At 73.5% G+C, this 24308-nt stretch carries 20 protein-coding genes; 5 read left to right on the forward strand and 15 right to left on the reverse strand.

All coding sequences use genetic code 11. The features are described from left to right. Positions 1 to 24: 24 nt before the first annotated feature. Positions 25 to 468, forward strand: coding sequence for a lamin tail domain-containing protein (locus C229_RS0104355; RefSeq protein WP_026313429.1), 444 nt, complete (start codon positions 25 to 27; stop codon positions 466 to 468). A 57-nt stretch (positions 469 to 525) separates the two neighbouring features. On the opposite strand, the gene C229_RS0104360 is transcribed toward C229_RS0104355, so the two are convergent. Then, the gene (locus C229_RS0104360) at positions 526 to 735 is read right to left on the reverse strand and encodes a hypothetical protein (protein ID WP_018653856.1); all 210 of its coding nucleotides are present in this window, start codon (positions 733 to 735) and stop codon (positions 526 to 528) included. 223 nt (positions 736 to 958) lie between these two features. Between C229_RS0104360 and C229_RS29355 the strand changes: the two genes are divergently transcribed. Further along, complete coding sequence (locus tag C229_RS29355; protein ID WP_018653857.1) at positions 959 to 1507, forward strand: hypothetical protein; 549 nt, start codon at positions 959 to 961, stop codon at positions 1505 to 1507. On the opposite strand, the gene C229_RS0104370 is transcribed toward C229_RS29355, so the two are convergent. Together C229_RS0104370 and C229_RS0104375 are read right to left on the reverse strand one after the other, a co-directional pair. Further along, complete coding sequence (locus C229_RS0104370) at positions 1438 to 2433, reverse strand: 1-acyl-sn-glycerol-3-phosphate acyltransferase (RefSeq protein ID WP_018653858.1); 996 nt, start codon at positions 2431 to 2433, stop codon at positions 1438 to 1440. The genes C229_RS29355 and C229_RS0104370 overlap by 70 nt on opposite strands. A 1-nt stretch (position 2434) precedes the next feature. After that, on the reverse strand, positions 2435 to 3271 hold the full coding sequence (locus C229_RS0104375; RefSeq protein ID WP_018653859.1) for a patatin-like phospholipase family protein: 837 nt from the start codon (positions 3269 to 3271) through the stop codon (positions 2435 to 2437). Positions 3272 to 3770: 499 nt separating this feature from the next. On the opposite strand from C229_RS0104375, the gene C229_RS29360 reads away from it, so the two are divergent. After that, positions 3771 to 4430: a response regulator gene (locus tag C229_RS29360; RefSeq protein WP_033423917.1), complete on the forward strand. Its 660-nt coding sequence runs from the start codon at positions 3771 to 3773 to the stop codon at positions 4428 to 4430. A 4-nt stretch (positions 4431 to 4434) separates the two neighbouring features. Here the strand turns inward: C229_RS29360 and C229_RS0104385 are convergent, their stop codons facing one another. The 6 genes from C229_RS0104385 to C229_RS0104410 form a co-directional block, all read right to left on the reverse strand. Then, a complete protein-coding gene (locus tag C229_RS0104385) occupies positions 4435 to 6468 on the reverse strand; it encodes a prolyl oligopeptidase family serine peptidase (protein ID WP_018653861.1) in 2034 nt (677 codons plus the stop codon). Positions 6469 to 6490: 22 nt separating this feature from the next. Beyond that, the gene (locus C229_RS0104390; RefSeq protein WP_018653862.1) at positions 6491 to 8230 is read right to left on the reverse strand and encodes an ATP-binding cassette domain-containing protein; all 1740 of its coding nucleotides are present in this window, start codon (positions 8228 to 8230) and stop codon (positions 6491 to 6493) included. Further along, positions 8227 to 9909, reverse strand: a complete 1683-nt coding sequence (locus C229_RS0104395; protein WP_018653863.1) for an ABC transporter ATP-binding protein — start codon at positions 9907 to 9909, stop codon at positions 8227 to 8229. The genes C229_RS0104390 and C229_RS0104395 overlap by 4 nt, the downstream gene beginning before the upstream one ends. An 89-nt stretch (positions 9910 to 9998) precedes the next feature. Further along, the gene (locus tag C229_RS34010; RefSeq protein ID WP_018653864.1) at positions 9999 to 10130 is read right to left on the reverse strand and encodes a SapB/AmfS family lanthipeptide; all 132 of its coding nucleotides are present in this window, start codon (positions 10128 to 10130) and stop codon (positions 9999 to 10001) included. A gap of 7 nt (positions 10131 to 10137) precedes the next feature. After that, positions 10138 to 12780, reverse strand: coding sequence for a class III lanthionine synthetase LanKC (gene lanKC, locus C229_RS0104405; RefSeq protein WP_018653865.1), 2643 nt, complete (start codon positions 12778 to 12780; stop codon positions 10138 to 10140). 1140 nt (positions 12781 to 13920) lie between these two features. Continuing rightward, positions 13921 to 14973, reverse strand: coding sequence for an NAD-dependent epimerase/dehydratase family protein (locus tag C229_RS0104410; protein ID WP_026313430.1), 1053 nt, complete (start codon positions 14971 to 14973; stop codon positions 13921 to 13923). Positions 14974 to 15050: 77 nt separating this feature from the next. Here C229_RS0104410 and C229_RS0104415 point away from each other — a divergent pair, with 77 nt between their 5' ends. After that, positions 15051 to 16001, forward strand: a complete 951-nt coding sequence (locus tag C229_RS0104415; RefSeq protein ID WP_081639718.1) for a leucine-rich repeat domain-containing protein — start codon at positions 15051 to 15053, stop codon at positions 15999 to 16001. Between the two features lie 709 nt (positions 16002 to 16710). Here C229_RS0104415 and C229_RS0104420 read toward each other — a convergent pair. Beyond that, a complete protein-coding gene (locus C229_RS0104420; protein WP_240487070.1) occupies positions 16711 to 17178 on the reverse strand; it encodes a GNAT family N-acetyltransferase in 468 nt (155 codons plus the stop codon). A 779-nt stretch (positions 17179 to 17957) separates the two neighbouring features. Between C229_RS0104420 and C229_RS32585 the strand changes: the two genes are divergently transcribed. After that, the gene (locus tag C229_RS32585) at positions 17958 to 18332 is read left to right on the forward strand and encodes a hotdog family protein (RefSeq protein WP_155884588.1); all 375 of its coding nucleotides are present in this window, start codon (positions 17958 to 17960) and stop codon (positions 18330 to 18332) included. 315 nt (positions 18333 to 18647) lie between these two features. Here C229_RS32585 and C229_RS0104430 read toward each other — a convergent pair whose 3' ends face one another. From C229_RS0104430 to C229_RS0104450, 5 genes are all read right to left on the reverse strand, one after another. Then, positions 18648 to 20030, reverse strand: a complete 1383-nt coding sequence (locus tag C229_RS0104430; protein ID WP_018653870.1) for an NADH-quinone oxidoreductase subunit N — start codon at positions 20028 to 20030, stop codon at positions 18648 to 18650. Between the two features lie 163 nt (positions 20031 to 20193). Then, positions 20194 to 21675 (reverse strand): complex I subunit 4 family protein, encoded by a 1482-nt coding sequence (locus tag C229_RS0104435; RefSeq protein ID WP_018653871.1) that lies wholly within the window; start codon positions 21673 to 21675, stop codon positions 20194 to 20196. Between the two features lie 3 nt (positions 21676 to 21678). Continuing rightward, positions 21679 to 23493, reverse strand: a complete 1815-nt coding sequence (locus C229_RS0104440) for an NADH-quinone oxidoreductase subunit 5 family protein (RefSeq protein WP_018653872.1) — start codon at positions 23491 to 23493, stop codon at positions 21679 to 21681. Further along, positions 23490 to 23795 (reverse strand): NADH-quinone oxidoreductase subunit NuoK, encoded by a 306-nt coding sequence (gene nuoK / locus C229_RS0104445; protein WP_018653873.1) that lies wholly within the window; start codon positions 23793 to 23795, stop codon positions 23490 to 23492. The genes C229_RS0104440 and nuoK overlap by 4 nt, the downstream gene beginning before the upstream one ends. Then, a complete protein-coding gene (locus C229_RS0104450) occupies positions 23792 to 24304 on the reverse strand; it encodes an NADH-quinone oxidoreductase subunit J (protein WP_018653874.1) in 513 nt (170 codons plus the stop codon). Before C229_RS0104450 ends, nuoK begins: the two co-directional genes overlap by 4 nt. Positions 24305 to 24308: the final 4 nt, after the last annotated feature.

Consider the following 24308-nt stretch of genomic DNA (forward strand, 5'->3'; position numbering starts at 1 on the left):
GAAGGAGTCTCTAATGTCCCTGACATGCGTATTCGTCTGACGGCAGGCGTCGTCGCCGCCTGTGCCGTTTCCAGTCTTCTCGTGCCCGCCCCCGCGAACGCCGCGTCGGCGGTGCAGATCTACCGGGCCTACTTCGACTCGCCCGGGAAGGACACCCGAACCAACGCCAGCCTGAACGGCGAGTGGGTGCAGTTGCACAACCGGTCGAAGACGGCTCGTTCCCTGACGGGATGGAAGCTGCGCGACAAGACCGGCTACACCTACACGTTCGGCACGTACACCCTCGCGGCCGGGAAGACGGTCAAGGTGCGCACCGGCTCCGGTACCGACACCAAGGCCAACCGCTACTGGGGCCGCCGCGCCTACGTCTGGAACAACACCGGCGACACCGCCTACCTGCTCACGAAGTCCGGCGCCCTCGCCGACAAGTGCTCGTGGAACTCCAAGGGGCCGTCGAAGTACTGCTGACGGCGCGCCGAAGCGCGCCCCGGGCCGTGAGGCTCCGGGGCGCGCCGCTCGGTGCTGTCAGCAGTTGGCCAGCAGCACGAGGTTGAGCACGCCCGTGCACTCCTCGTTGTTGAGCTGGGTCCACTGGTTGCCGCCGGGCCAGGGGTTGCTCTGGACGGTGGCGGCCTTGGTGGCCGTGGTGGGCGTGGCGGCCGTGGCCGTACCCGCACCCAGCGCGCCGATCGCGCCGAGGGCCAGGACGGGCAGCAGGATGAGCTTGCGCTTCATCGTGCACTCCTTTCGAGAGTGAATCGACCCGTTTCATACCCAGAGTGAGCGATCAACTCCAGATCGTGAGCAAAGCGTAAGTAAGGATCATCGGTGACGGATCGGAAGGCTCCGGGCGATCACCCGTGCGGGGGAGGGTCCGGAGCCTTCCGAGGGAGCCGCGCGACGGCCTCGACGACGAGTCTGAGGAGTGTTCGCGCAGTTCAACCGGAGAGGTCCCCTCATGACCGAGATCGCCGTACCGCGCTGGGCCGACTGGGCCGCCCACGCCGTTCCGCTCGTCGTCCTGCCCAGCGGGCTGTGGCGCATCGCGCTCGGGCTCGGGGTGCCGATGGGGATGTCCGGGTCGATGGCGGCCACCTATGAGGCGCCGTCCTGGACGCTGACGCCCTACGTCTTCGCGCTCACGCTCGTCGGGGAGTTCTTCGCCTTCCTCACGCTCGGCCTGGTCCGGCCGTGGGGCGAGGTGTTCCCCGCCTGGATGCCGTGGATCGGCGGATGGCGCGTGCCCGTGACCGCGGCCGTCGGCGCCGCGCTCACCGGGGCCGCCCTGGTGATCCTGATCAGCGTCCAGTTCGGAACGGGCTGGAACGAGCTGTTCGGCTCCCCGGAGGCACCGCAGGGCTTCGCGAAAGCGCTGATGATCGCCTGCTACGCGCCGTTCGTGCTGTGGGGTCCGCTGCTGCTCGCCGTCACCGCGCACTACGCGTGGCGGCGTTCCTCCGCCGGGTTGGCGCCGAGCCAGGCGTCCAGCCGCTCCCACTCGGCGTAGAGCCAGTCCTCGCGGGCTTCGCGGCCCTCGGGGATGCTCTCGGCCGGTATCCGCCACCAGTGCGCCCGGACCGTCGTCGTCAGCGGCAGCTCGCGCCAGACGTCCGCCGGGCTGATCATCTCCTCCAGGCCGCTGTGCGCGACGAACACGACGTCCGCGTCCGGCGCGGCCTCCACGGCGGCCAGCGCACCGCCCAGGCGCGGCGGCATCACGTGCCGCAGCCGGGCGGCGCGGTGCGCCTGGCGGCGCCGCAGCCGCCGCAACCGGCCGATCGCCTTGCGGTGCCGCTTCGGGGTGAAGTTGCCGCCCTCGGGGAACAGCACCAGCGCGTCGCGCGGGCCGAGGCCGGCGGCCAGGGCGGCGATGTCGTCGGCCACGCCGCCGCCCGGCGGTACGAACACGTTCGGCAGCCGGTTCCCGAGCAGGTCGATCGCGGGGTCGTACTGGAGCGCCGCCTTCATCACCACGTGCGGGCGGCGCCCGTAGTCGGTGAGCAGGTGGTGGGCGAGCAGCAGCGCGTCCCCCGGCCCGGCGTGGCGGCTGAGCACGATGATCGGACGCTCCCCCGACCCCTCCTCCTTGCCGGTGATCTCCACCCGCAACCCCAGCCACCGGTGGGCGGCGGCGTTGATGCCCGCCACGTACCGCCGTATGACGGCGTAGTGCCGGTCGCGGTGACGTTCGGCGCCGGGCCGTCCGAGGCATCGGAACCACAGCCACACGCAGGTCAGCACCGCCGCCGACTCCCGCACGCCCCACGCCGTCGCGAACCACAGCAGCCGCGTCACGCGGCGCCGCCCGCCGCCGAGCGCCGACAGCGCCGTCCCCGCCACGAGCACCAGCGGGAACACCAGCAGCACCAGGACCGTCAGCGCGAACAGCAGCGGCGCCGACAGCGTGCGGCGGACGACGGGGTGCGGCAGCATCTCACGCCTGCTCTTTCAGGTAGCGCAGCGACGCCTCGTACGCGGAGTCCATGCGCGACGTCAGCCCGGCGGTGCTGCGGTAGCGGATCTGCGTGAAGTCGACGCCGGCCTTCTTCGCGGGGCTTCCGGCGGGCAGGACGTGCACGGTGACGTCGTCGGGCAGGGCGGACATCTCCTCGAAGAAGCGGTGCCGCCGCGCGATCTCGAACGCGACCATGCCCACCTCCCACGGCCTCTGCGGCGGCGCCAGGTCGCGCTCGATCCGTCCGACGTGCAGAACGTAGACGGTCGTCGCGCCGAGGTCCACCGCGCGGCCGACCGGGATGCTGTGGACGAGGCCGCCGTCGTAGTAGTGCCGGTCACCGATCCGGACCGGGGGCAGCAGCCCCGGCGCGGCCGACGACGCCAGCACCGCCGGGATGATCGGCCCGGCGTCGAACCAGTGCGCCATCGCCTTCTCGATGCCGGCCGCGACGCACTGGAACGGGACGGCCAGGTCCTCGATGCGCTCGACGGGCAGCAGCTCGGCCAGCATCCGGCGCAGCGGCTCGGACGAGTGCAGGTGCGTGCCGGAGCGGGCGAGCGTCCACAGCCGTTCCCAGACGGGCGCGCCGAGCGCCTCGCGGACGCCCGCGTCGGACCACAGCCGGGTCAGGCGTTCGACGGCGGTGCCGGGGTCGGCGGCGATGAGCGCGCCGTTGAGGGCGCCGATCGACGTGCCGACCACGAGGTCGGGGCGGATGCCCGACTCGTCCAGGGCGCGCAGCATGCCGACCTCGTGGGCGCCGAGGACACCGCCGCCGCCGAGGACGTAAGCCGTGCGCGCTCGTTCGTCCACATGCTCCTCCCGGGGTCGGAGGGAGCCTGTCCAGCGCGCGGCGCGGTAAACCGGCCGGGCGGCCGAGCCGGACGAGCGTGATGATCGGCTGAAAAGCAAGGAAGAAAGACAATTCTGTCTTCTTGGTGATAGGTCAGACCCATCGAAAGATCGTTTTGAGACTTTCTCACGATCAGTTCGGGTGGCCGCTATCGGCCGTGCCGTCTTTACCTTCACTTTGCCCATAATCCCTGACCGGAGGGGGTGCGAGAGGTTTTCACATCAGCCCGCGCGAGCGCTTGACCAGGGCCGTCCACGAAGAGTCTGAGGAGAATGCCGAATATGTCCTATTTGACGCCCTGCAAATTTTCCTTCACCCTGAGTCGCAGCCCACCTGACCCAGCCCGGTCAGGTGGCAAGCAGAGCGCATACCCACCCCTGTCACCACGCTTTCCGGAGATCGTTCCGCAGCCGCGGCGACCCCTGACCGATGCCCAAACGCGATCATGGGAAGACGACTGTGATTCGAGTACTCATCGCCCAGGACGTGCACCTGTTCCGCAGCGGCCTGGTCGCGCTCCTCGCGGGCGAACCCGACCTCACGGTCACCGCGACCGTCGGCGGCGACGGCCTCGCCACCGCCTGCCGGGAGCACGCTCCCGACCTCGTCCTGCTGGACATCGACCTCGCCGGCGCCGACGGCATCGCCGCCATCGCGTCCGTGCACGAGGCCGCCCCCGACTGCGCCGTCGTCATCATGGCCGACCTGCGGCGCACCGGCGACCTGCGGCGCGCCGTCACCGCCGGGGCGCGCGGCTTCGTCCTCAAGGACTCCTCACCCGCCGAACTCGTCGACGCGCTGCGGCGCGTGGCGCGCGGCGAACGCGTCCTCGACGCCGAACTCGCCTACGCCGAACTGGCCGCCGCGCGCAGCCCCCTCACGCCCCGGGAACTGGACGTGCTGAAGGCCATGGCCGCGGGCGGCACCGTCAGCGAGATCGCGGGGCAGCTCTACCTCTCCTCCGGCACCGTCCGGAACTACCTCGCCCGCATCCTCGCGAAACTCGGCGCGAGGACGCGGGTCGAGGCCGTCACGATGGCGCGCGGCAACGGCTGGCTACACCACGAGACGTCCCCGCCGACGGGACCGACACGCCGTCGCCACATCGCGCAGCGCTGACGCGTCAGGACGCGGCCAGGCGCGGCGCCCGCAGGCCCGTGTGCTCGGCCGCGAACGCGAGCAGGTCGGCGGCCAGGTCGAGGGAGCGGGTCGCCGCGCGGGCGCCGTGCCCCACGTCGCCCTCGTGCCGCAGCAGGATCGGCCGGTCCCCCGAGGTCGCCCACTGCAACGCCGCGCACATCTTGCGCGCGTGCAGCGGGTCCACGCGGGTGTCCCCGCCGAACACCGTGAACAGCGTCGCCGGGTAGGCCGTGCCCCGGCGCACGCGGTGGTACGGCGAGTAGGCGTGCAACCAGCGGAACTCCTCGGCGCTCTCCACCGTGCCGTACTCCGCCCGCCACGCCGCGCCGAGCCCGAACCGCTCGTAGCGCACCATGTCCAGCAGCGGCGCCGCGCAGACCGCCGCCGCGAACAGCTCCGGCCGCTGCGTCAGCGCCGCCCCGACCAGCAGCCCGCCGTTCGACTCGCCCCAGACGGCGAGGCGGTCCGGCGTCGTCCAGCCCTCCGCGACCAGGTGCTCCGCCGCCGCGAGGAAGTCGTCGAAGACGTTCTGCTTCGCGCCGAGCATGCCCGCGCGGTGCGACGCCTCCCCGTCCTCGCCGCCGCCGCGCAGGTGCGCGATGGCGATCACGCCGCCGGCCTCCACCCAGGCCAGCGCGTCCGCCGCGTACGACGGGGTCAGCGGCACGCCGAAGCCGCCGTAGCCGTAGAGGACCGCCGGACGCGGCCCGTCGCCGCCGCGCCGCGCCAGCACCGTCACCCGCACCGGGCTGCCGTCGGCCGACGTGCACCACAGCCGCCGCGTCTCGACGTCGGGCAGCTCGGTGGTGCCCGGCGCGGCCTCCCACGGCTCGGTGCGGCCGGTGCGGACGTCGTACCGCCACACCGCCTCGGGCGTGGCCATGTCGGTGTAGGTGAACCACAGCTCCGCGCCGCCCTCGGGCCGCGCCGACAGCGGCCCGATCGACCCGGCGCCCGGCAGCGGCACCTCCGCGACCCGCTCGCCCGTCGCCGCATCGTGCACGCTGACCTCGCTGATCCCCTGCCTGATCCAGGCGACGGCGAGCAGCGTCCGGCCCGCGTCCGGGTCGTCGAGGAACGTCAGGTCGGACAGCACCGCCTCGGGTTCCTGCGGGACCAGTTCGTCCCACGCCTCCGGCTCGCCCGGGTCTCCGACGCACAGCCGCACGCGGGGCGCGTCCCGGTCGGTCACGACGTACATCCGGCCGTCCCGGCCGACGACGAGCACGCTCCGGTGCGCCCCCTCCGCCTGCACAAGCCGGAACGCGGGCGCCGCCGGGTCGCCTCCCGCGATGTCCGCGAGCCACAGCTCGTTCCCGGGGCGCGTTCCCGACGTCACGGAGACCGCCAGCCACCGGCCGTCCGGGCTCGTCCCGAGCCCGAAGAACGCACCGGCGCCGAACTCCCCGACCTCGGCGTCCGCGCCGGAGAGGAGGTGCAGGCGCACGCGCTTGCCGGTCGGGGTCTCGCGGACGTAGTAGAGGCCGTCGCCGCCGGGCAGCCACGCCGTCGGCGAGTAGCGGCACGGGCCGAGCGGCCCGGCGAGCACGCGTCCGTCGTCGACGGAGACGACGTACAGCTCGCCCTGCTCGGTCCCGCCGCGCGAGACCTGGTAGGCGAGCCGTTCGCCGGACGCGTCGGGCTGCCAGGCGTCCAGCGTCGTGAGCCCGCTCGCGTCCAGCACCGAGGGGTCGAGCAGCGCGCGCTCCCCGGCGTCGTCCGCGACGTACAGGACGGCGTGCTCCTGCCCGGCGCCCCGCCGCAGGAAGAACCGCCGGTTCCCGCGCCAGACGGGCGCCCCGATCATCCCGGTGTCCGCCAGCTCCCGCCCCCGCTCCCGGAACCACTCCCAGGCGCCCAGCCTCCCGGCGTGCTCGCGCCACAGCGCGTCCTGCGCGGCGAGCCACCCGGCGGTCCGTCCGGCATCGGCGTCCTCCAGCCACCGGTACGGGTCCGCCACGGGCTCTCCGTGCAGCACGTCGACGACGTCACCGCGCTCCGCCTCCGGGTACTCCATTGCGCACCTCTCGTTCAGTCGTTCATCGGACGCGTTCGTGGCCGCGCGCGAGGGGGTTCCAGTGGCCGACGAGGTCGGCGTAGAGGGGGGCCGTGGCGACGAGGTCGGCGTGGGTGCCGAGGCGCACGTCGGTGCCGTCCATGAGGAGGACCCGGCGGGCCCGCAGGGCTGAGGACACGCGGTGGGCGATGACGACCAGGGTGCCGCCCCGGGCGGCGAAGGCCGCCTCCGCGCGGGCCTCGGCGGCGGGGTCGAGATGGCAGGTCGCCTCGTCCAGGACGACGAGGTCCGCCGGCGCGAGGTACGCGCGGACGAGCGCGACGAGCTGCCGTTCCCCCGCCGACAGGACGGAGCCGTCCACGGCCGCGTCGAGCCCGCCGAGCCGTTCGACCAGGGCCGAGGCCCCGACCGCGTCCGCCGCCGCGAGGATCGCCGCGTCCGTCCCGCCGCCGAGGTACTCCAGGTTCTCCCGCACCGTCCCCCGGAACACGTACGCCTCCTGCGGGATGAGCACGCGGGTCGCGGCGTCGGCGCGCGCGGCGGGCACGCCCCCGACGAGCACCTCGCCCGCGTCCGGCACGAGCACCCCGGCGATCAGCGCGGCCAGCGTCGACTTCCCGATGCCGCTCGGCCCCACGACGGCCAGGTGGTCGCCGGACGGCACATCCAGATCGAGCCCGTCGATGACGGGCGCGGCGAACTCCCCGTAGGCGAACCGCACGCCCCGCACCGTGACGGCCGCCGCCTCGGGCGCGGCGGGCGCGTCCGCCGGGCGGGCGTCGTGCGCGGTCGGGCCGGATTCCAGCAGGCGCGTCAGCGAGACGGCGAGGCGGACGGCGCTGACGCCGAGCCCTTCGACGAAGCCGTTGAACGCCGGGACGAGCGACTGCGTCAGGTAGGCGAGCGCGCCGATGATCATCGCCGCGGTCGCGCCGTGGCCGGTGAGCCACGGGGCCGCCGCGAGGATCAGGACCACGGGAACCCAGGCCCCGAGCGACAACGCGAGCGTGCGGACGGCGGTCACGCGGGCCAGGCCCCGGCCCGCCGCCTCCTGGGCGTCGATGTGGGCGCGGGCGTCGGCCGCCACGCGGTCCTCCGCGCCGCAGGCCACGATGTCGCGGAGGCCCCCCGCGATCGTGCCGGTCGTGGACGCGGTGCGCTCGTCGGCGAGCAGGTACGCGCGCTGGCGCCGGGCGAGCGCGGGCAGCGACAGCAGGAACAGGACGAGCCCGGCGAGGAACGGCGGCACGACCAGCATCAGCATGCGCGGGTCCAGCACCGCGAGCCCGAGCAGCACGCTGACGAGCGTGAACGCGAACGACCGCACCACCGTGATGACGGCCGCGAGCGCGTCCCGCGCCAGCTCGACCTGGAGTGTCGCCCGCGCGACGGCGGACGCCCCCGGCCCCCGCCCGGCCGCCGCGGCGTCGCGCAGCACCGTCCCGGCCACGCGTTCGAGCAGCCGGTCGCGGAAGGGCTCGACCAGCGCCGCCACGGCCAGCACGACCTGCCGCGCCCCGATCGCGGCGACGACCCACACGCAGGCGAGCGCCCCGAGCCAGGCCGCCCCGACATCGACGCGCCCGGCGGCGAACCCGTCGTCCACGGCCCGCGCGATGGCGAGCCCGATGAGGAACGCGGGCGCCGCCTCCACGACCGACCACGCCATCAACCGCGCCGTCACCGACGGCCGCGCGACGACCGCCTCCCACACGACCCGCCGGACCCGCGTCGCCGCGCCCGCGCCGGACGGCGCCGTCACGACGCCTCCTCGGCGCGGAAGACGGCGCGGTAGTCCGGGTCGCGCCACAGGTCGGCGTGCGGCGCCGCCGCGCGGAGGCGTCCGTCGTCCAGCCAGAGGACGAGGTCGGCGCGGGCGGCGGTGGTGAGGCGGTGCGCGGTGATGAGGCGGGTGCGTCCCCTCAGGTCCGTGGTCAAAGCCTTGCCGACCTGCTGTTCGGTGACGGTGTCGAGGCTGGAGGTCGCGTCGTCCAGGACGAGCAGGCGCTCGCCCTGCGCGACGGCGCGCGCGAGGCCGAGCCGCTGCCGTTCGCCGCCGGACATCGGGGCGTCCTCCAGGACCGTCGCGTATCCGTCGGGGAGCCGCCGCACGAACCCGTCCACGCACGCCAGCCGCGCCGCCTCCCGCACCGCGGCGCCGTCGCCCGCGCCGTGCGGGACGCCGAGGGCGACGGCGTCGGTCAGGGTGCGGCCGATGAGGACGGGACGCTCGAAGGCGTAGCCGACGGCGCGGCGCAGGTCGGCGCGGTCGAGGGTGTGCAGCGGGACGCCGTCGAGCAGGACGGTGCCCCGCTCGGGGTCCACGAGCCGACCGGCCAGCGCAGCCAGCAGGGACTTGCCTGAACCGGAGCGCCCGACGACGGCCGTGACCGAACCACCCGGAATCGTGCACGACACACCGGACAGGCCGGGCGCGGCGACGTCCCGGAACTCCAGCGTGCCGGACCCCGGCGGCAAGGCCCGGGTACCGGCGCGCGGCGCCGGAACGGCCAAGAGTTCGCTCACGCGTCCTGCCGCCGAGCGGGCCCGCGCGATCTGCCCCACCTGCCCCAGCGCCGCGGACAGCCCGGCGCCGAGAACGACATACCGGGCGGCGGCATAGAGCTCGCCCACGCTCATCTCCCCCGCCGCGAGCCGCCACCCCCCGACCCCGAGCACGACGAGTTCCAGCAGCGGCACGACGAGCCCGGCCCGCACCCCCGCGCGAGCGTTCGCGCGCCACAGCGACATCCCGTGCAGACGCAGCTCCGGCAGCGGCGCCAGCACGCGCCGGGCTTCGAGCGGCACGGTCCGGGCGGCGGCGATGGTGCGGATACCGGCGAGCGCGTCGGTCAGCCGGGACGCGATGTCGCCCTGCACCCGCTGGTAGTCGCCCGCGAACTGCGTCGTCTCCCGCAGGAAGCCCCGCAGCACCAGCAGGATCAGGACGAGCCCGGCGGCGAGCGCGAGCGGCAGCCACGGGTCGATGAGTGCGAGCGCGACGAGCCCGCCGACGGTCGGGATCAGCAGCGCGGCGGCGGTGACGATCGCGTCCGGCGCCCGGCCGACCTCCTCGGCGTTCATCCCGGCCCGCGCGACGAGGTCGCCGTCGCCGAACCGCCGCGTGAGGCCGGGCCCGGCGTCCAGGACGTGCCGGACGATCCCGCGCCGCAGCCGCGCCGACGCGCGGGCGCCGCTGGCGCCCCCGGCCCAGACGCCGAGCGTCTCGCACACGATCACCCCGGCGACCAGGACCGCGCACGCCGTCAGCCAGAACGACGCTCCGGCGGCTCCGGCGACGAGCACGTCCAGCGCCCGCCCGAGCGCGTACGGGAGGAGGAGCTGCACGACGGCGCCGCCGACCACGCCCGCCGCGAGCACGGCCGACCACGGGCCGCCGTGCCGGACGGTACGGGCCACCAGCCGGTCCGCCGCGCGCAAAATTCCTCCCAAAAGAGAGTCTGCGAGAAATGACCCTGGGCGGCCGTCGGAACGGCCGCCCAGGGAGCGAGAACCTACGAAGCCCCTGCTCAGTGGCAGAGCGCGACGCTCAGGTTGCTCGGCTTGTGCGAGTGGCAGGTCAGGACGGTCAGGCCGCTGCCGCCGCTCGCCGCGCCGTTGGCGCTGGGGGCCTGGAGGCCCTGCAGGTCGAGGAGTACCATGGTGTCGTTACACCTCCTTCCTTGACTCGTGTTGGGCCGGCCGTCCGGCCACCTCATACGCGGGAGTCGCCTTGGCCAGGGCTCCCGCGCCGCCGGACGGACGCATGAAGGGGAGGGACGGGCGCCGCGTGTCGAGCGCGGCGCCGAGCGCGAACAGAACTCCGGCTGTTCCGGTCGCGAAGTCCATGGAGAGCCGCAGGAGCTGGTCTCCGGTGAAGGCGAGCCCGTCCTCGTACGGCATGGCGTGCCAGCGGAGCCCGCGGATCTGCTCGTTGAGCAGCGGGTCCGGGCCGTCCTGGTCGGGTCGCAGGTCGTGGGCGAGCGCGGCGACGATCCCGGCGCGGCCGGTGAACAACCCGGCCTGCACGAAGAACCGTGACCGGGCGACGCGGCCGAGCCGCAGCCGCGCGTCGGTGAACTCGGCGTCGTCGCGGTGCGCGAGGTACCGGGCGACGACCATGCCGATGCCGACCGATCCCTCGTCCAGGTAGGGCAGCAGCCGCCACCCCTGGTTGACCTGGAGGGAACCGTCCGGTGCCTGCGAGCAGCGCCGCAGGTCCTGGCGGAGGGCGTCGGCGGCGCGGTCGAGCAGCGCGGTGTCGCCGGTGCGTTCGTAGGCGTCCAGGAAGAGGAGCGCGGGCCCGGACGATCCGTGCAGCAGCCCGGCGCGCGGATGGTCGCCGCCGCTGATCTCCGGGACGTCACCGGGGCCGCCGAGCCGTTCGGCGCACAGCTCCACCATGCGGGCGGCGGCGTCGCGCAGCGCGCTCTCGCCGGTGGCCTCACCGAGGTGCGCCAGGGCCAGGCCCATGCCGGACAGTCCGGAGAACAGGTTGTCACCGAGCCGTTCCCAGTCCTCGCGGAGGCAGATGTCCGCGATGTCCAGGGCCTCCTGGTGCCGGCCGAGCCGGTGCAGGACGTGCGCGACGCCGGTCAGCCCGTCGTAGAACCCGAGCGGTGTGCCCGATACGGGGGCCAGGGCCCGTTTGATCAGCCAGTCCTCGTAGTCGGGCATCGCGCCCGAACCCGTCTCGGCCAGGGCGAGCAGGACACCGGCCGCGCCGGTCGCGACGTTGAGGCCGCCGCCCGTCTCGAACTGAAGGACGTCGCCGGGGAAGAGCCGGTCGTCGCGTTCCGGGGTCGCGCTGGCGAGGATCGCGCGGTGCAGGGCGTCGCGGAGGCGGGGCCAGGGCGCGGCACCGGGCAGCGGCAGGTCGTGGACGGGCGCGTGCCCCGGGTCGTCACCGAGGATCGTGGCGCAGGCGTCGTCGAGCACCCGGCGCGGCACCGGGAACGTCTCGGCGATCAGCTCGACGAGCTGCACGACCTTGGGCCGGTGCATCATCAGCGGGATCGTCGTCTGCGGGGCGAACATGCCGAGCCGCAGGCAGGCGAGCGAGTAGTGGTCGACGGCCACGCCCGACCTGTCGGCGGGTGCGAAGTACGCCGGGTTCGCGAGGGTCGCGCGGGTGTCGTCGGCGGCGAGCGTCGCGACCTCGAAGTCGATGAGGCTCAACCGGCCCTCGGCGGTGACGAGGATGTTGTTCGGGTGCAGGTCACCGAACACGACGCCGCGCTCGTGGAGCTGCCGCAACGCGCCGTCCACCTTGTCGAGCGTCTCCAGCGCCCACGTGGTGTACTCCGCGATCTGGTCCTCGTCGCAGTCGGTCCGGGTGAGCGGATAGCGCTGGACGAGCAGCCGCTGGAGCGGGTTGCCGTCGATGAACTCCTCGACGAGGAAATGGTGCTCCCCGAGCGTGAAGTAGTCGACCAGCCCGGGCACGACGTCGAGGCCCGCGAGGCGTTCCAGAATGTCGCGCTCGTGCTGGAGCCGCGTCACCGCGTGCCGTCCGGCGGCGTCGAGGCCGGCGTGCGGCCGGGCCTCCTTCAGGACGACGCGGTCGCCGGTCCGCTGGTCGCGGCCCAGGTAGACGCCGCCGCCGTTGGAGAAGTGCAGGACGCTCTCGATGTCGTAGAACAGCCCGGTCGTCGTGACGGCGTTGCGGGCGGCCAGGTGCGGGGCGAGGAACTCGGGCAGCCCGATCCATTCCGGGACCGCGAACGTGGAGCCGCGGACGTCCGGGATCAGCTCGCCGTGCTCGTTCTCGATCGCGAGGACGAGGTCGCCGTCCTTGCCGACGCAGCGACGCTCGGCGAAACCGCCGTAGCGGACGAACAGGGGGCCGTCGCCGTAGCGGAGGTCGCTCAGAATGTACGGGCCCTCGACGCCTTCCAGCAGTTCGTTCAGTTCTTTCAGCAGCAGTTCCAGCGAGCTCTCGTCACGCGGATAAATGGTGACGAGTTTTCCGCTGGCGCCGCGTGAGGCCGTTTTCGCGTTGTACATGAGAAGCGTCGACTGGCCGCGCAGGTACTTGAAGGCGATGCCGCGTGAGACGCAGTACTCCCAGACGGTGTCCAGGGCGCGCTCGGCGTCGTCCAGGCAGGCCGAGACGTGCACCTTCCAGCCCTGCGACGGCAGCTTCTCGCCGTCGACCGGGCCGTAGTACATCCACACGTCGCTGTCGTGCCGCTCCCAGCCCTGCGGAACGGGACGGGCGACGAGCGAGAAGTCCGAGAGGTCGGTCTGCTGCTGCCCGAGCTTGTCGTAGAAGAACCGATCTGCGAGGCAGTAAGGCTCGTACTGGTCCATCTCGACTCCCTCCCGTTCGTTCGCTCACGGCAAAGAATTCCAAAAGACTTCGACCAAACCTAGTCGGAAGTGCAGCTTCGTTATGTGCAGATCACACCAACGACCACATGCATCCATCACACACCCACTGTGGCGACGCGTGTGCAGCCCGCTCACCCCCACCAACCCCGACAAGACCACCCCGTCACGACGAACGAAACACGCCACCGAACCAAGACAAACCAGCCACAAGCACCCCCCGACCGAACCCGCACACGCACCCGAGCCGTAAGAACACAGAAGCCTGCGAGGCCAGCCGTCCGGGTGAACACACCCACCAACACCCAGACCAAACACCCGCTCAGGCGCACACGTGAGCGCTCCCCGCGCCCCGCACGCCCGGGGCACACCCGCACTGGAGCCGCTATCCGTACCCCGGGCCGACTGCCCACGCGCGGGCATCCACCCGACCAAGGCACTCCACACGGCCGCAGGCGCAGCACCCACGCCAGCCCCACCACGGGCGGCGCCCAAACCCCGCCACGACCCGCGAGCACGCACACGGCCGCTCGCGGCGGCGCGAGGGCGGCGCGGATTGACCCGGGCCTCGCGGCCCAGCCCCGTCGCGAACTCTTGGGCGCGTAGGCGACCGCTCGCGCGGGGTGCGAGGGGCGGGGCGCCCAGGCCCGCGAACTCACGGTGCGGCGGCCCAAACCCGCCGCGAACTCGTGAGCACGTAGGCGACCGCGCGTCCGGGCGCGAGGGCGGGTGGACAGGCCCGCGCGTCCGGAGGCGGCGGCCCAGTCACGTCGCGAACTCGTAAGCGCAGACGACCACTCGTACCGGACGCGAGGGCGGCGCGGGCGGGCCCGCGCGTCGGCAGGCGGCGGCCCAGTCCCGCCGCGAACTCGTGGGCGCATAGGCGGCCGCTCGTGCGAGGGCCGCGGAAGGTGCGGGCAGGGCCTCCCGCCAGGAGCGGCGGCCCAACCCCGCCACGAACCCGCGAGCACACGGCCACCCGTGCAGACGCGAGGGAGGCGAATGCGCGCCCCCGCCTCCCACTACGGGCGGCGGCTAATCCCGCCACGAACCCGTGACCACGCAGACGACCACTCGTGCCGGGCGCGAGGGTGGCTGGCCTGGGCGGCCCCATGCCTCCCGTTACGGGCGTCGGCCCAGTCCCGTTGCGAACTCGTGGGCGCGTAGGCGGCCGCTGGTGCGGGGGGCGAGGGGTGGGGTGGGGAGGCCGGTGCCGGCGCGGAAGCCGTCGAGGAACTCGGTGATGGCGTCGAGGCCGGTGTGGGCGGGGGTCCAGCCGAGTTCGGTGCGGGCGCGGGTCGTGTCGAGGAGCGGGATGCGCATGGCCATGTCGAAGAGCTGCGGCGAGGCGGGCAGCAGGTTGAGCCGCCAGAGCGCCGCGACCGCCGCGCGGACGCCGCCCGCCGGGACGCGGACCGTCCGGGCGTCGAGCAGGTTGGCGAGGGTCTGGGTGTCGAGGACGGGATCGGCGGCGAGGTTGAACGCGCCGCGCGCGTCACCGACGGCGGCGAGCCGGTACGCCTCGCCCGCGTCGTCGGAGTGCAGCGCCTGAAAGGCGAGGCCGGGAATGTCGGGCACGACGGGCAGCAGCCCGGGGCGGACCAGACGGTTCGGCACCAGCGGCCCCGCGAAGATGCGGCGCTGCCCCGTCGCCGCCTCCCGCTTGAAGATGAACCCCGGGCGCATCCGCACGACGCGCGTATCGGGATGTTCCAGGGCGAACGTGTCGAGCATCCGCTCGATGTACGCCTTCTCGCGCCCGTAGGCCGCCTCCGGCGACCCGTGCGTCGGCCAGGACTCGTCCACCGGACGTCCGTCGCGCGGCCCCGGCGAATACGCGCCGACGGACGACGCGTACACCAGCGCGGGCACGCCCGCCTCCGCGACGGCCCGGAACACGCGCGCGCTGCCCAGCACGTTGTTGCGCCAGGTGACGGTGGGCCGATGCGTCGGCTGGAAGAGCCAGGCGAGATGGATCACGGCGTCGGCGCCGTTGAACAGGGGCAGCAGGTCGCTGCGGGCGACGTCGGCCCGCGCCCACTCGGTCTTGTCGACGCGCAGCTCGGGTTCGCGGCGCGCCAGCCCGAGAACCGACGTCACCTCGGGCGCGGCGGCGAGCGCCCGCACGGTACTGGTACCGACGTTCCCGGTGGCCCCCACCACGACAACCCGCATGCCGCCCCTCCCCGTTCGGCCCGACACTGCGCCCCTACCCCGGCCCCAGACCACCACACCCGGCCTAAGCTCACCGGATGCCGTCGCGTCCCGAGCCCCCCGCCGCTTTCCACGCCGCGTCGACGGGCCTGACACGGCTGCCCACGTCCCTGGCCGGGAGCCGGGTGCTCCGGCACATCGACGTGGACCACAACGCGCTGACGTCCCTGCCGTCCTGGCTCGGGTCGCTGCCGTCGCTGGAGACACTGTGGGCCTACGGCAACCGGATCGACGAGGTCCCGCCCGGCCTCGAACGCGCCCGCACCCTCCGTCATCTCAGTCTGGGCGCGAACCGGCTGACGCGGGTGCCGCCGACGCTTCTCACGCTCACCGGGTTGCGGTCGCTCAACCTCGCGGAGAACGCGCTGACCGACTTCCCCGGCGACTTCGGCGCGCTGACCGAACTGCGGATGCTCGACCTCGCGCACAACCGGCTGCGCGACGTCCCGGGCACGATCGTGGACCTGCCGAACCTGACCGACTACCTGTACCTGGGCGCCAATGCCCTGACGGCGGTGCCCGCCACGCTGGGGCGCCTCGACCGGCTCGGCTACCTGAGCCTGGCGGACAACGCGCTCACCCGCCTCCCCCACGCGCTCGGCGGCATGACGTCCTTGCACGAACTGCGGCTGAACGGCAACCGGCTGACCTCGCTGCCCGCGTCGCTCGGTCGGCTGCCGCTGCTGCGGGAGCTGCACGTCCGCGCGAACGCGCTGACGGACCTGCCACCGCTGGACGGCCTGACCGAGCTACGGCACCTCGACCTGCGCGACAACCCGCTGCGCCGTCTACCCGACTCGATCGCCGCCCTCACCCGGCTCGCTGTCCTGGACCTACGCGCCACCGCCCTCACCGAACTCCCACCGACCCTCGCCGAACTCCCGGCCCTGCGGAGACTGGACCTGCGATGGACGAAGCTGTCCGAGTTGTCCGATGGTCCCGACGCACTGCACGAACTACGCCAACGCGGCTGCATCGTGCTCACCTAGCCCGGACGGCACCCGCCCTACCCGCCCCCTTCGACGGCACAGGCACGCCTTCGACGACACGCATGCGCCGCGCCCGCTGGGACGCCGATACCGGGCACCCGCTTCGCTGAGACGTCGGTCGTCACTCGGGCGTCGGAGTCACGTAGACCGGATGGCGAGTACCGGACAGCGGGCGTCACCGGGTGAAGCGTCGGCGTCGGCCCTTAGCGCGGCGGCATGCCTTCGAGGCCGCGTGCCTGAGCGAGACCGCGTGCCTGAGCGAGGCCGCGTGCCTCAGCGGGGCCGCGTGCCTCAGCGGGGCGTCGCGCCCGAGCGGGGCGTCGGCCCTGGCGGGGCCCCGTGCCCTCGGGGCGGCATGCCTTCGAGGCCGCGTGCCTGAGCGAGGCCGCGTCCCTCAGCGGGGCCGCGTGCCTCAGCGGGGCGTCGCGCCCGAGCGGGACGGCGGCCCTGGCGGGGCCGCGTGCCCTCGGAGCGGCATGCCTTCGAGGCCGCGTGCTAGAGCGGGACGGCGGCCCTGGCGGGGGCCGCGTGCCCTCGGGGCGGCATGCCTTCGAGGCCACGTGCTAGAGCGGGACGCCGCGCCCGAGCGGGGCGGCGGCCCTCAACGGGGCGTCGGCACTTAGCAGGGCGGCATGCCCTGACGGGGCGGCATGCCTCACAGGGGCAGCGTGCCTTTGTGGGGTGGTGGGCCTTTGCGGGGCGGTGGGCGTCAGGGTTCGATGCGGTAGCGGGCCGAGGTGGGGTCGACGGTGAAGGGGCGGAAGCCGGACTTCTCCAGTACGCGGATTGAGGCGGGGTTGTTCGGGTCGACGTTCGCCTGGACGGCTTGGACGCCGGGCGCGGTCAGCGTCAGGGCGGCGAGTGACGCGACGGCCTCGGTGGCGTATCCGGCGCCGCGGCGGGACGGCACGATGCCGTAGCCGATCTCGATGACGCCGTCGTCGGGCGGCCCGAACAGGCCGATCGACCCGATGACGAGGCCCCCGTCCCGCTCGGTGATGAGGCGCTGGCCGTCCGGGCGGTCGAATGCGTACGCGGCGATGATCTGGTCGGCGTCGGCCGGGAAGTCCGGTGCCCAGGCACCCAGGCGCGGCCCCCGCAGCACGGCGGTCAGCTCCTCACCCGTCCAGGCCCGGAGCACCAGCCGATCGGTGATCAGCTCCACATCATCGGACACCGGCGGAACGAACATGAAACGCCCCCCACCCTGCGAATGTGCCGCACCGTACCACGCCGACCACGCAACGTACCCGCCCAACAACCAACTCCGCACACCACCCAACCCACCACCACACGACCTACCACCACAGCCCAGCGCGCACAGCCCAGCGCGCACGACGCGGTGCGAGCGACGCGGTGCGAGCGACGCGGTGCGAGCGACGCGGTGCGAGCGACGCGGTGCGAGCGACGCGGTGCGAGCGACGCGGTGCGATGCGGCAGGGCACGACACGGCGCGAACGACGCGAACGGCTCGGCGCGGCGCAATGCGGTGCGGCATGAAAAGCACGGCGAGGCGCGAACGGCGCACGCGGCGCCTCGGCGTAGCGCGGCGCGGTGCGGTAGGCGTGCGGCGCGGTGGGCGACGCGGTGCCGCGCGGTGCCGCGCGGTGCGGCGCGGTGCCGCGCGGTGCGGCGCGGTGCCGCGCGGTGCGGCGTAGCGCGGCACGGCACGGCACGGTGCGGCGTAGCGTGGCGCGGCTCGGCGCGGCTCGGCGCGGCGCGGCGCGGCTCGGCGCGGCTCGGCGCGGCTCGGCGCGGTGGGCGGCGTGGTGCGGCGCGGCTCGGCTCGGTGTGGTGCGACGGCGAGCGCGAGCGGCGTGACGTGGGGTGCGTGGTGTGGATGCGGGGTGGGTGGGGTGGGCGTGGCAGGGTGCGTGGATGGTTTATGGGGTTGAGGGGCTTGTGGGTGGTGGGGTGGGGGGCCGGTTGTTTCGGTCGCCTTGGGTTCGGGTGGGGGTGGGGGACGAGGCGGCGTTCAATGTGGCGACGTTCGTGCGGGAGGACTTCGTCGGGCGGGCGAGTTCCGTTGATCCTGGTGCGGAGCGTCCTGTCTCCGGGTTTTTGATGTTGTCGATGCTGGCCGCGTTTCACAAGCGGGAACTGCGGTTGCCGCCTGGGCGGCATGCGCTTAACTACGGATTGGATCGGGTGCGGTTTCTGCGTACCGTCATGACGGGTGAGCAGGTCCGGCTCGACGCGGAACTGCTTGATGCCGTTGAGAAGTCCAGTGGGCTTCGTGTGCTGACGCGCAACCGCCTGTACGTCGAAGGCTTCGATGATCCGGCGATGATCGCCGACTGGATCATGCTGATCTCGCCCCCGCCGCGCTGAGGCCGCTTGCGCCGTCGTTTCGTCAGCCTGCTTCGGGCGCTGGCCCCGCCACTCCGATGTCGCTGCCCCTCTCCTGCCGTGTCGGGCGGTCGCGGTGGGGCATCGGCATCTTCTCCGTCCCGGGACGCACAGCGGCGTCGCCGTGTGGGCGTCAGGGACGGAGGGTGAGGCCGCTTGCGTCGTCGTTTCGTCAGCCTGCTTCGGGCGCTGGCCTCGCCACGCCGATGCCTTTTCCCCGTCCCTGCGGTGTCGGGCGTCGTGGTGGGCATCGGCGTCTTCCTTTCCGGGGCGGTCGGTGGTGGCGGCGTGTGGGTGTTAGGGGAGCAGGGTGAGGCCGCTTAGGAGGCCCAGGGCGAGGGTGGCTGTGGCGAGGGTGTAGGTGAGGAGAATTGTGGGTCGGTGTAGACGGGGTGGGGGTGGGGGGTCTTCGGGGCGGGTGAAGACGGGGGTCAGCCAGCGGAGGTAGTAGAAGACGCTGGCGACCGTGTTGGCCAGGGCCACGGCGGCCAGCCAGGTGTAGCCCGCGTCGATGGCGGCCGTGAACATCAGCAGTTTGCCGACGAAGACGGCGGTGGGCGGGGTGCCGATGAGCCCCAGCAGGAGGACGGCCAGGGAGACGGCCAGGGCCGGGGAGCGGGTCGCCAGGGCGCGGTAGTCCGTCAGGGTGTCGGTGTTGGTGGTCAGGACGACGGCGAAGGCGCCGAGGTTCGTCACGACGTAGGCGGCCAGGTAGTAGAGCAGGGCGGGTTCGGCAAGGTCGGTGCGGGTGGCGACGGCGACCGGGACGAGAAGGTAGCCCGCCTGGCTGATGGTGGAGTAGGCCAGGAGGCGGCGGACGTTCGTCTGCGCGAAGGCCGCCAGGTTGCCCAGGGTCATCGTGGCCGCCGCCAGGACGGCGAACAGCTCGGGGCCGGGCGCCGAGGACGGGACGACGTCCGTGGCGACGCGGAAGAGGGCCGCGAAGGCGCCGATCTTGGGGACCGTCGTCACGAAGGCGGCGACGACCGGTGGGGCGCCCTCGGTGACGTCCGGAACCCAGTGGTGGGCCGGGACGGCGCCCGCCTTGAACAGCAGGCCCGCGAGGAGGGCGACGAGCCCGGCCGTGACGGCGCCCGGCGGCGCGTGCGCGAGGTTCTGCGACAACGTGGCGTAGCTCGTGCCGCGACCCAGGCCGAAGAGGACGGTGACGCCCGCCAGCATGAGCACGCCCAGCAGGGCGCCCATCAGGTAGTACTTCAGCGCGGCCTCGGTGCCCCGGGCGTCCTTGGCGAAGCCCGCGAGGACGTACGCGGGGATGCTCGCGAGCAGGTACGCGGCAACGAGGACGAGCAGGTCGGCCGACGCCCCGAGCAGGATCGTGCCGAGCGCGGCCAGCAGGACGAGGACGGTGAACTCCGTCTCGCGCCGGTGCCCGCGCAGCGGACCGGCGGCGAGCGCCAGCACGACGAGCGCGGCCCCGAGCACGGTGACGCGCGTGACGTGCGTGACGGGGTCGAGCAGGAACGCCTCGAACGTCATGCCGTCGCCCCGCCCGGCCGCGACCAGCGCCGCGATCAGTCCGGCGCCCGCCCCCGCCGCCCCGAGCGCGACCGCGAGCCACTGCCGCCCGCGCGGGACGAACAACCCGGTCAGCAACGCGACGACGACGCCCCCGAGCACGCACAACTCCGGCAGCAGATCGACCGGGTTCTCACTCATCCCCACACCGCCACCCCCTCCCGGAACTCCGACGGCACCGCCCGCCCAATGCGCTCCTGACCTCGACCCGGCCGCGCACGGGCAAGTCCCGCCGAGCACCAGGCCGTGCGACCGGGCCGTCGGGGAGACGGCCCGTGGCCGGGTCGGGCGGCGCGAGTCGTGGTCATGGCGCGAGCGCGTTGATCAGGGCGGTTGACGCCGGTTCGATGGTGTCGAGAAGCCAGCGCGGGGCTAATCCGATGAGGACGGAGAGGGCCAGGAGCGGTGTGACGGCCGTCCGTTCGGACCTGGTGAGGTCGGTGACACGGGCGGTGAGCGGGCCCGGAGCGCCCAGGACGGTGCGTTGCAGGACGTGGAGGAACAGGGCGGCGGTGATGAGGACGCCCAGAAGCGCGAGGGCGCCGGGGACGGGGGCGCCGCCGCCCAGGGTGCCCGCGAAGATCTGGAACTCTGCGATGAAGCCGGACAGGCCGGGCAGCCCCAGCGACGCGAACGCCGCCAGGGCCGTCAGAACCGCGAAGGCGGGGGCGGCGCGGGCCAGGCCGCCGAAGCGGTCGAGGTCGTAGGAGCCGGCGCGGTCGTACAGGACGCCGCACAGGAGGAAGAGCGCGCCCGTCACCAGGCCATGGCTCACCATCTGGGTGACGGCGCCCGTCACCGCGAGGCGGTGGGCGGCGGCGTCGCCCGCGAGACCGGCGACGCCCAGCGCGAGGACGATGTACCCCATGTGGCTGACGGACGTGTACGCCACCAGCCGTTTCAGGTTCCGCTGCGCGAGCGCCACCAGCGCCCCGTACAGCACGCTCACCACGCCGAGCACGATGATCACCCAGGCATAGCGGCGCCATGCGTCGGGCAGCAGCGGCATCGCGATCCGGGCGAACCCGTACGTGCCCATCTTCAGCAGGACGCCCGCGAGGATCGCCGACCCGGCGGCGGGCGCGTCGGTGTGGGCGGGTGGCAGCCACGTGTGGAACGGGACGATCGGCGTCTTCACGGCGAGGCCGACGCCGACGGCGAGCAGCACCAGCGCCGCCACGCCCGGGGAGCCGGTGAGCGGCGGGTCGTGGGTGAGGTCGACGATGTCGAACGTGCGCGGGGCCGAGCCGAGGTAGAGGCCGAGGAAGCCGAGCAGCAGGACCAGCGAGCCGAAGAAGGTGTACAGGAAGAACTGGAGCGCCGAGCGCGCCCGCTCGCCGTGCCCCCAGCCCGCGATGACGAAGTACATGCCGACGATGGACAGGTCGAAGAAGACGAAGAACAGCAGCAGGTCGAGCGCGGCGAACAGGCCGAGGCAGACCGTTTGCAGGGCCAGGAACAGCGCGGCGCAGGCCCGTGGACGCGGCGTGGACCGCAGCGAGTACACCGCGCAGCACAGGAACAGGACGGCCGACATCGCCAGCAGCGGCAGTGACAGCCCGTCGACACCGACGTGGTAGCCCGCGCCGACCGATGGAATCCACCGCAGGCGCGTCTCGTGGGCGAGGCCCGCGCCGTCGTACCGCGCCCACAGCACGAGGACGAGCGCCAGGTCGACGGCGGCGACGGCGATCCACACCGGGACGGCGGCACGGTCACCGATGCGGCGGACGGCGAGCAGGACGAGCGCCGCTGCGAGCGGTAGGAAGATCACCAGGGACAGCACGTTTCACCTGACCAGGACGAGGACGACGGCCAACACGAGGAATCCGACCACGGCCTGAGCGAAGTACGTGTGCACCTTTCCGGTCTGTGGATAACGTGCGAGCGCGCCGAGCCGCCGCGCACCCTCCCCCAGCCCTTGCACGGCGGCGTCTACGGGCTTTTCCACAGCCAGCGCGCCCGACGCCGCACCGCGCGAGAACGCCGCCGCACCGACGACGGCGCGCTGGACGACGTGGTCGTCGAACCAGGCGAGACCCCGCGCCAATGCGAGCACCGGCCGGACGATCCCGCGTTCGACGGCCCGTTCCAGGAACAGCCAGTCCACCGCGAAAGCCGCGAACCGGACCTTCGGCGGACGCCGCGCGACCAGCACCCCGACGCCGAGCACGACGACGGCGAGCACCCCCGTCCCGACCAGCTCGACCACGTGCGGTCGAGCCGCCGGAGCACCGACCGTCCGCGCCCAGACCTCGTTCAACGGCGGCACCACGACCACCCCCAGCCCGGCCGCCCCGGCCGCCAGCGCGACGAACGGCACCCCCGGCCCGATGCCCCCGCCACGCCCGGACCGGGAGGCGGAGCCCGGTCGCGCCTCGCCGCGCCACACGGCGATGAGCGCCTTGGCGGAGTACGCCGCCGCCAGAACCGTGGCCGCGAGCGTCACGCCAGCGAGGGGCCAGGAGCCGGTGGCGCCGAGGATGACGTCCTTGGTGAGCCACAGGGAGAGCGGCGGCACCCCGGCCAGCGCCAGCGCGCCGACGCCGAAGGTCACGCCGACGAGCGGGAGGCGGCGCGCGGCGCCGCGCAGGGCGGCGAGGTCCCTGGTGCCGAGGACGGTCAGCCAGGTTCCGGCGCCGAGGAAGAGCAGGCTCTTGACGGCCGCGTGCGCGGCGAGGTGGGCGACGCCTCCGGCGACGGCGGCGGTCCCGGCCGCCAGGACCATGAAGCCGAGCTGCGCGCAGGTGGACGCGGCCAAGAGCTGTTTGAGGTCGCGCTGCGCGAGCGCGACGAAGCCGAGCAGCAGCGCCGTCAGCGCCCCGGCCCACGCGACGAGCGTCGCGGCCCAGCCGGTCGCGGCGAGCAGCGGCTGGACGCGCAGCACCAGGTAGGCCCCGGCGGCGACCATCGTGGCGGAGTGCAGCAGCGCGGACACGGCACTCGGCCCGGCCATCGCGCGGGACAGCCAGAACGAGAACGGGAGCTGCGCCGACTTGCCGAGCGCGGCCAGGACGATCCCGCCCGCGACGAGGTCGCGCCAGGGCGCGGGGGCGGCGGCGAGCCCGTCGAGCGCGAACGAGCCGGTGCCCGCGAGGGCGCATCCGGCGGCGAAGTAGAGGCCGAGGTCGCCCGCGCGGGTGGTGAGGAAGGCGGTCGTCGCGGCGCGGACGCCGCCCGCGTCCCGCCAGCGGTAGCCGATGAGCGCGTAGGACAGCGCGCCCATGATCTCCCAGCCGACGAGCAGGACGGCGAGGTCGGTGGCGGTGACCGTGACGAGCATCGCGGCGGCGAACAGCAGCATCAGCCCGAAGAACCGGGACGACGCGGGCATGTCTCCGGCGGCGAAGCCGAGTACGGCGAGCGTCACGGCGGCGACCGTGACGACGAGCACGGCGGACAGCCCGTCCACCGCGAGCCCGCCGGGCAGTCCCTCGAACAGCGGGAACGTGAGCGACGGCCGCGTGACGGCGGCGACGACCGCGAGCCCGAGCGTCCCGGCCGACGCGGCGAGCGCGATCGTCGGCGCCGCCCGATCGGCCCGGCGGCCGACGAGGAGCAGCACGGCGCCGACGATCGCGGGCAACGCGACGAGAACGGTCATCCGCGCAGGTCTTCGGCGTCGTCGGTGAGGTCGGCGTCGCGGGCGCGGAAGAGGGCGGTGACGACGGCGAAGCCCATGGCCATCTCCAGGGCCATGACGGTGACGGCGACCAGGACGAGCACCTGCCCGTCGGCGGCGCCGGGTGCGATGTAGTACCAGAACGCGCCGCCCGCGACGACGATGCCGTTGACCATGAGTTCGAGCCCCATCATCAGCATCACGATCGACTGCTGCGACAGCGCGCCGTAGAGGCCGACGGAGAACAGGGCGGCGGCGAGGAGCAGGAAGGCGTCCAGGGTCATCGCGGGTCCTCGCGGTCGTAGCGGCCCCGGTCGGTGGACAGGACGACGGAGCCGATCATGGTGGCGAGGATGGCGAGCCCGATGCCCATCATGACGAGCATCTTCGGACCCATGATCGCCTCACCGAGCGCGTACGTCGGGTCGTCCGGCGGGGCGCCCCGGCGCGGCGGCCAGGGGGTGAGCACGATTCCGGCGGCGAGCGCGGCGAACACGGCGACGGAGATCCCGAGCGCCCACCGCCCGTTGTGGATCATCGTCATCGGCATGAGCCCGGCGGGGTTCATCATGTACATGACCATGAAGACGGCCATCACCAGCATCTCCATGATCATCATGAGGACGACAAGCGCGCCGAGGTAGTGCAGGTCGAGCAGGAGCAGCAGCCCGCCGACGCACAGGAACGAGGCGAGCAACGCGAACGTGGCGCGGGCCATCGAGTCGACGCGGAACACCGCGACGCCGCTCGCGACGGCGGTGACGGCCAGCGCCCAGAACGCGGCGACCTGCATGGAA

Origin of the sequence: Actinomadura flavalba DSM 45200 (assembly GCF_000374305.1) — a bacterium.
In the GTDB taxonomy this organism is placed as follows: Bacteria; Actinomycetota; Actinomycetes; order Streptosporangiales; family Streptosporangiaceae; genus Spirillospora; species Spirillospora flavalba.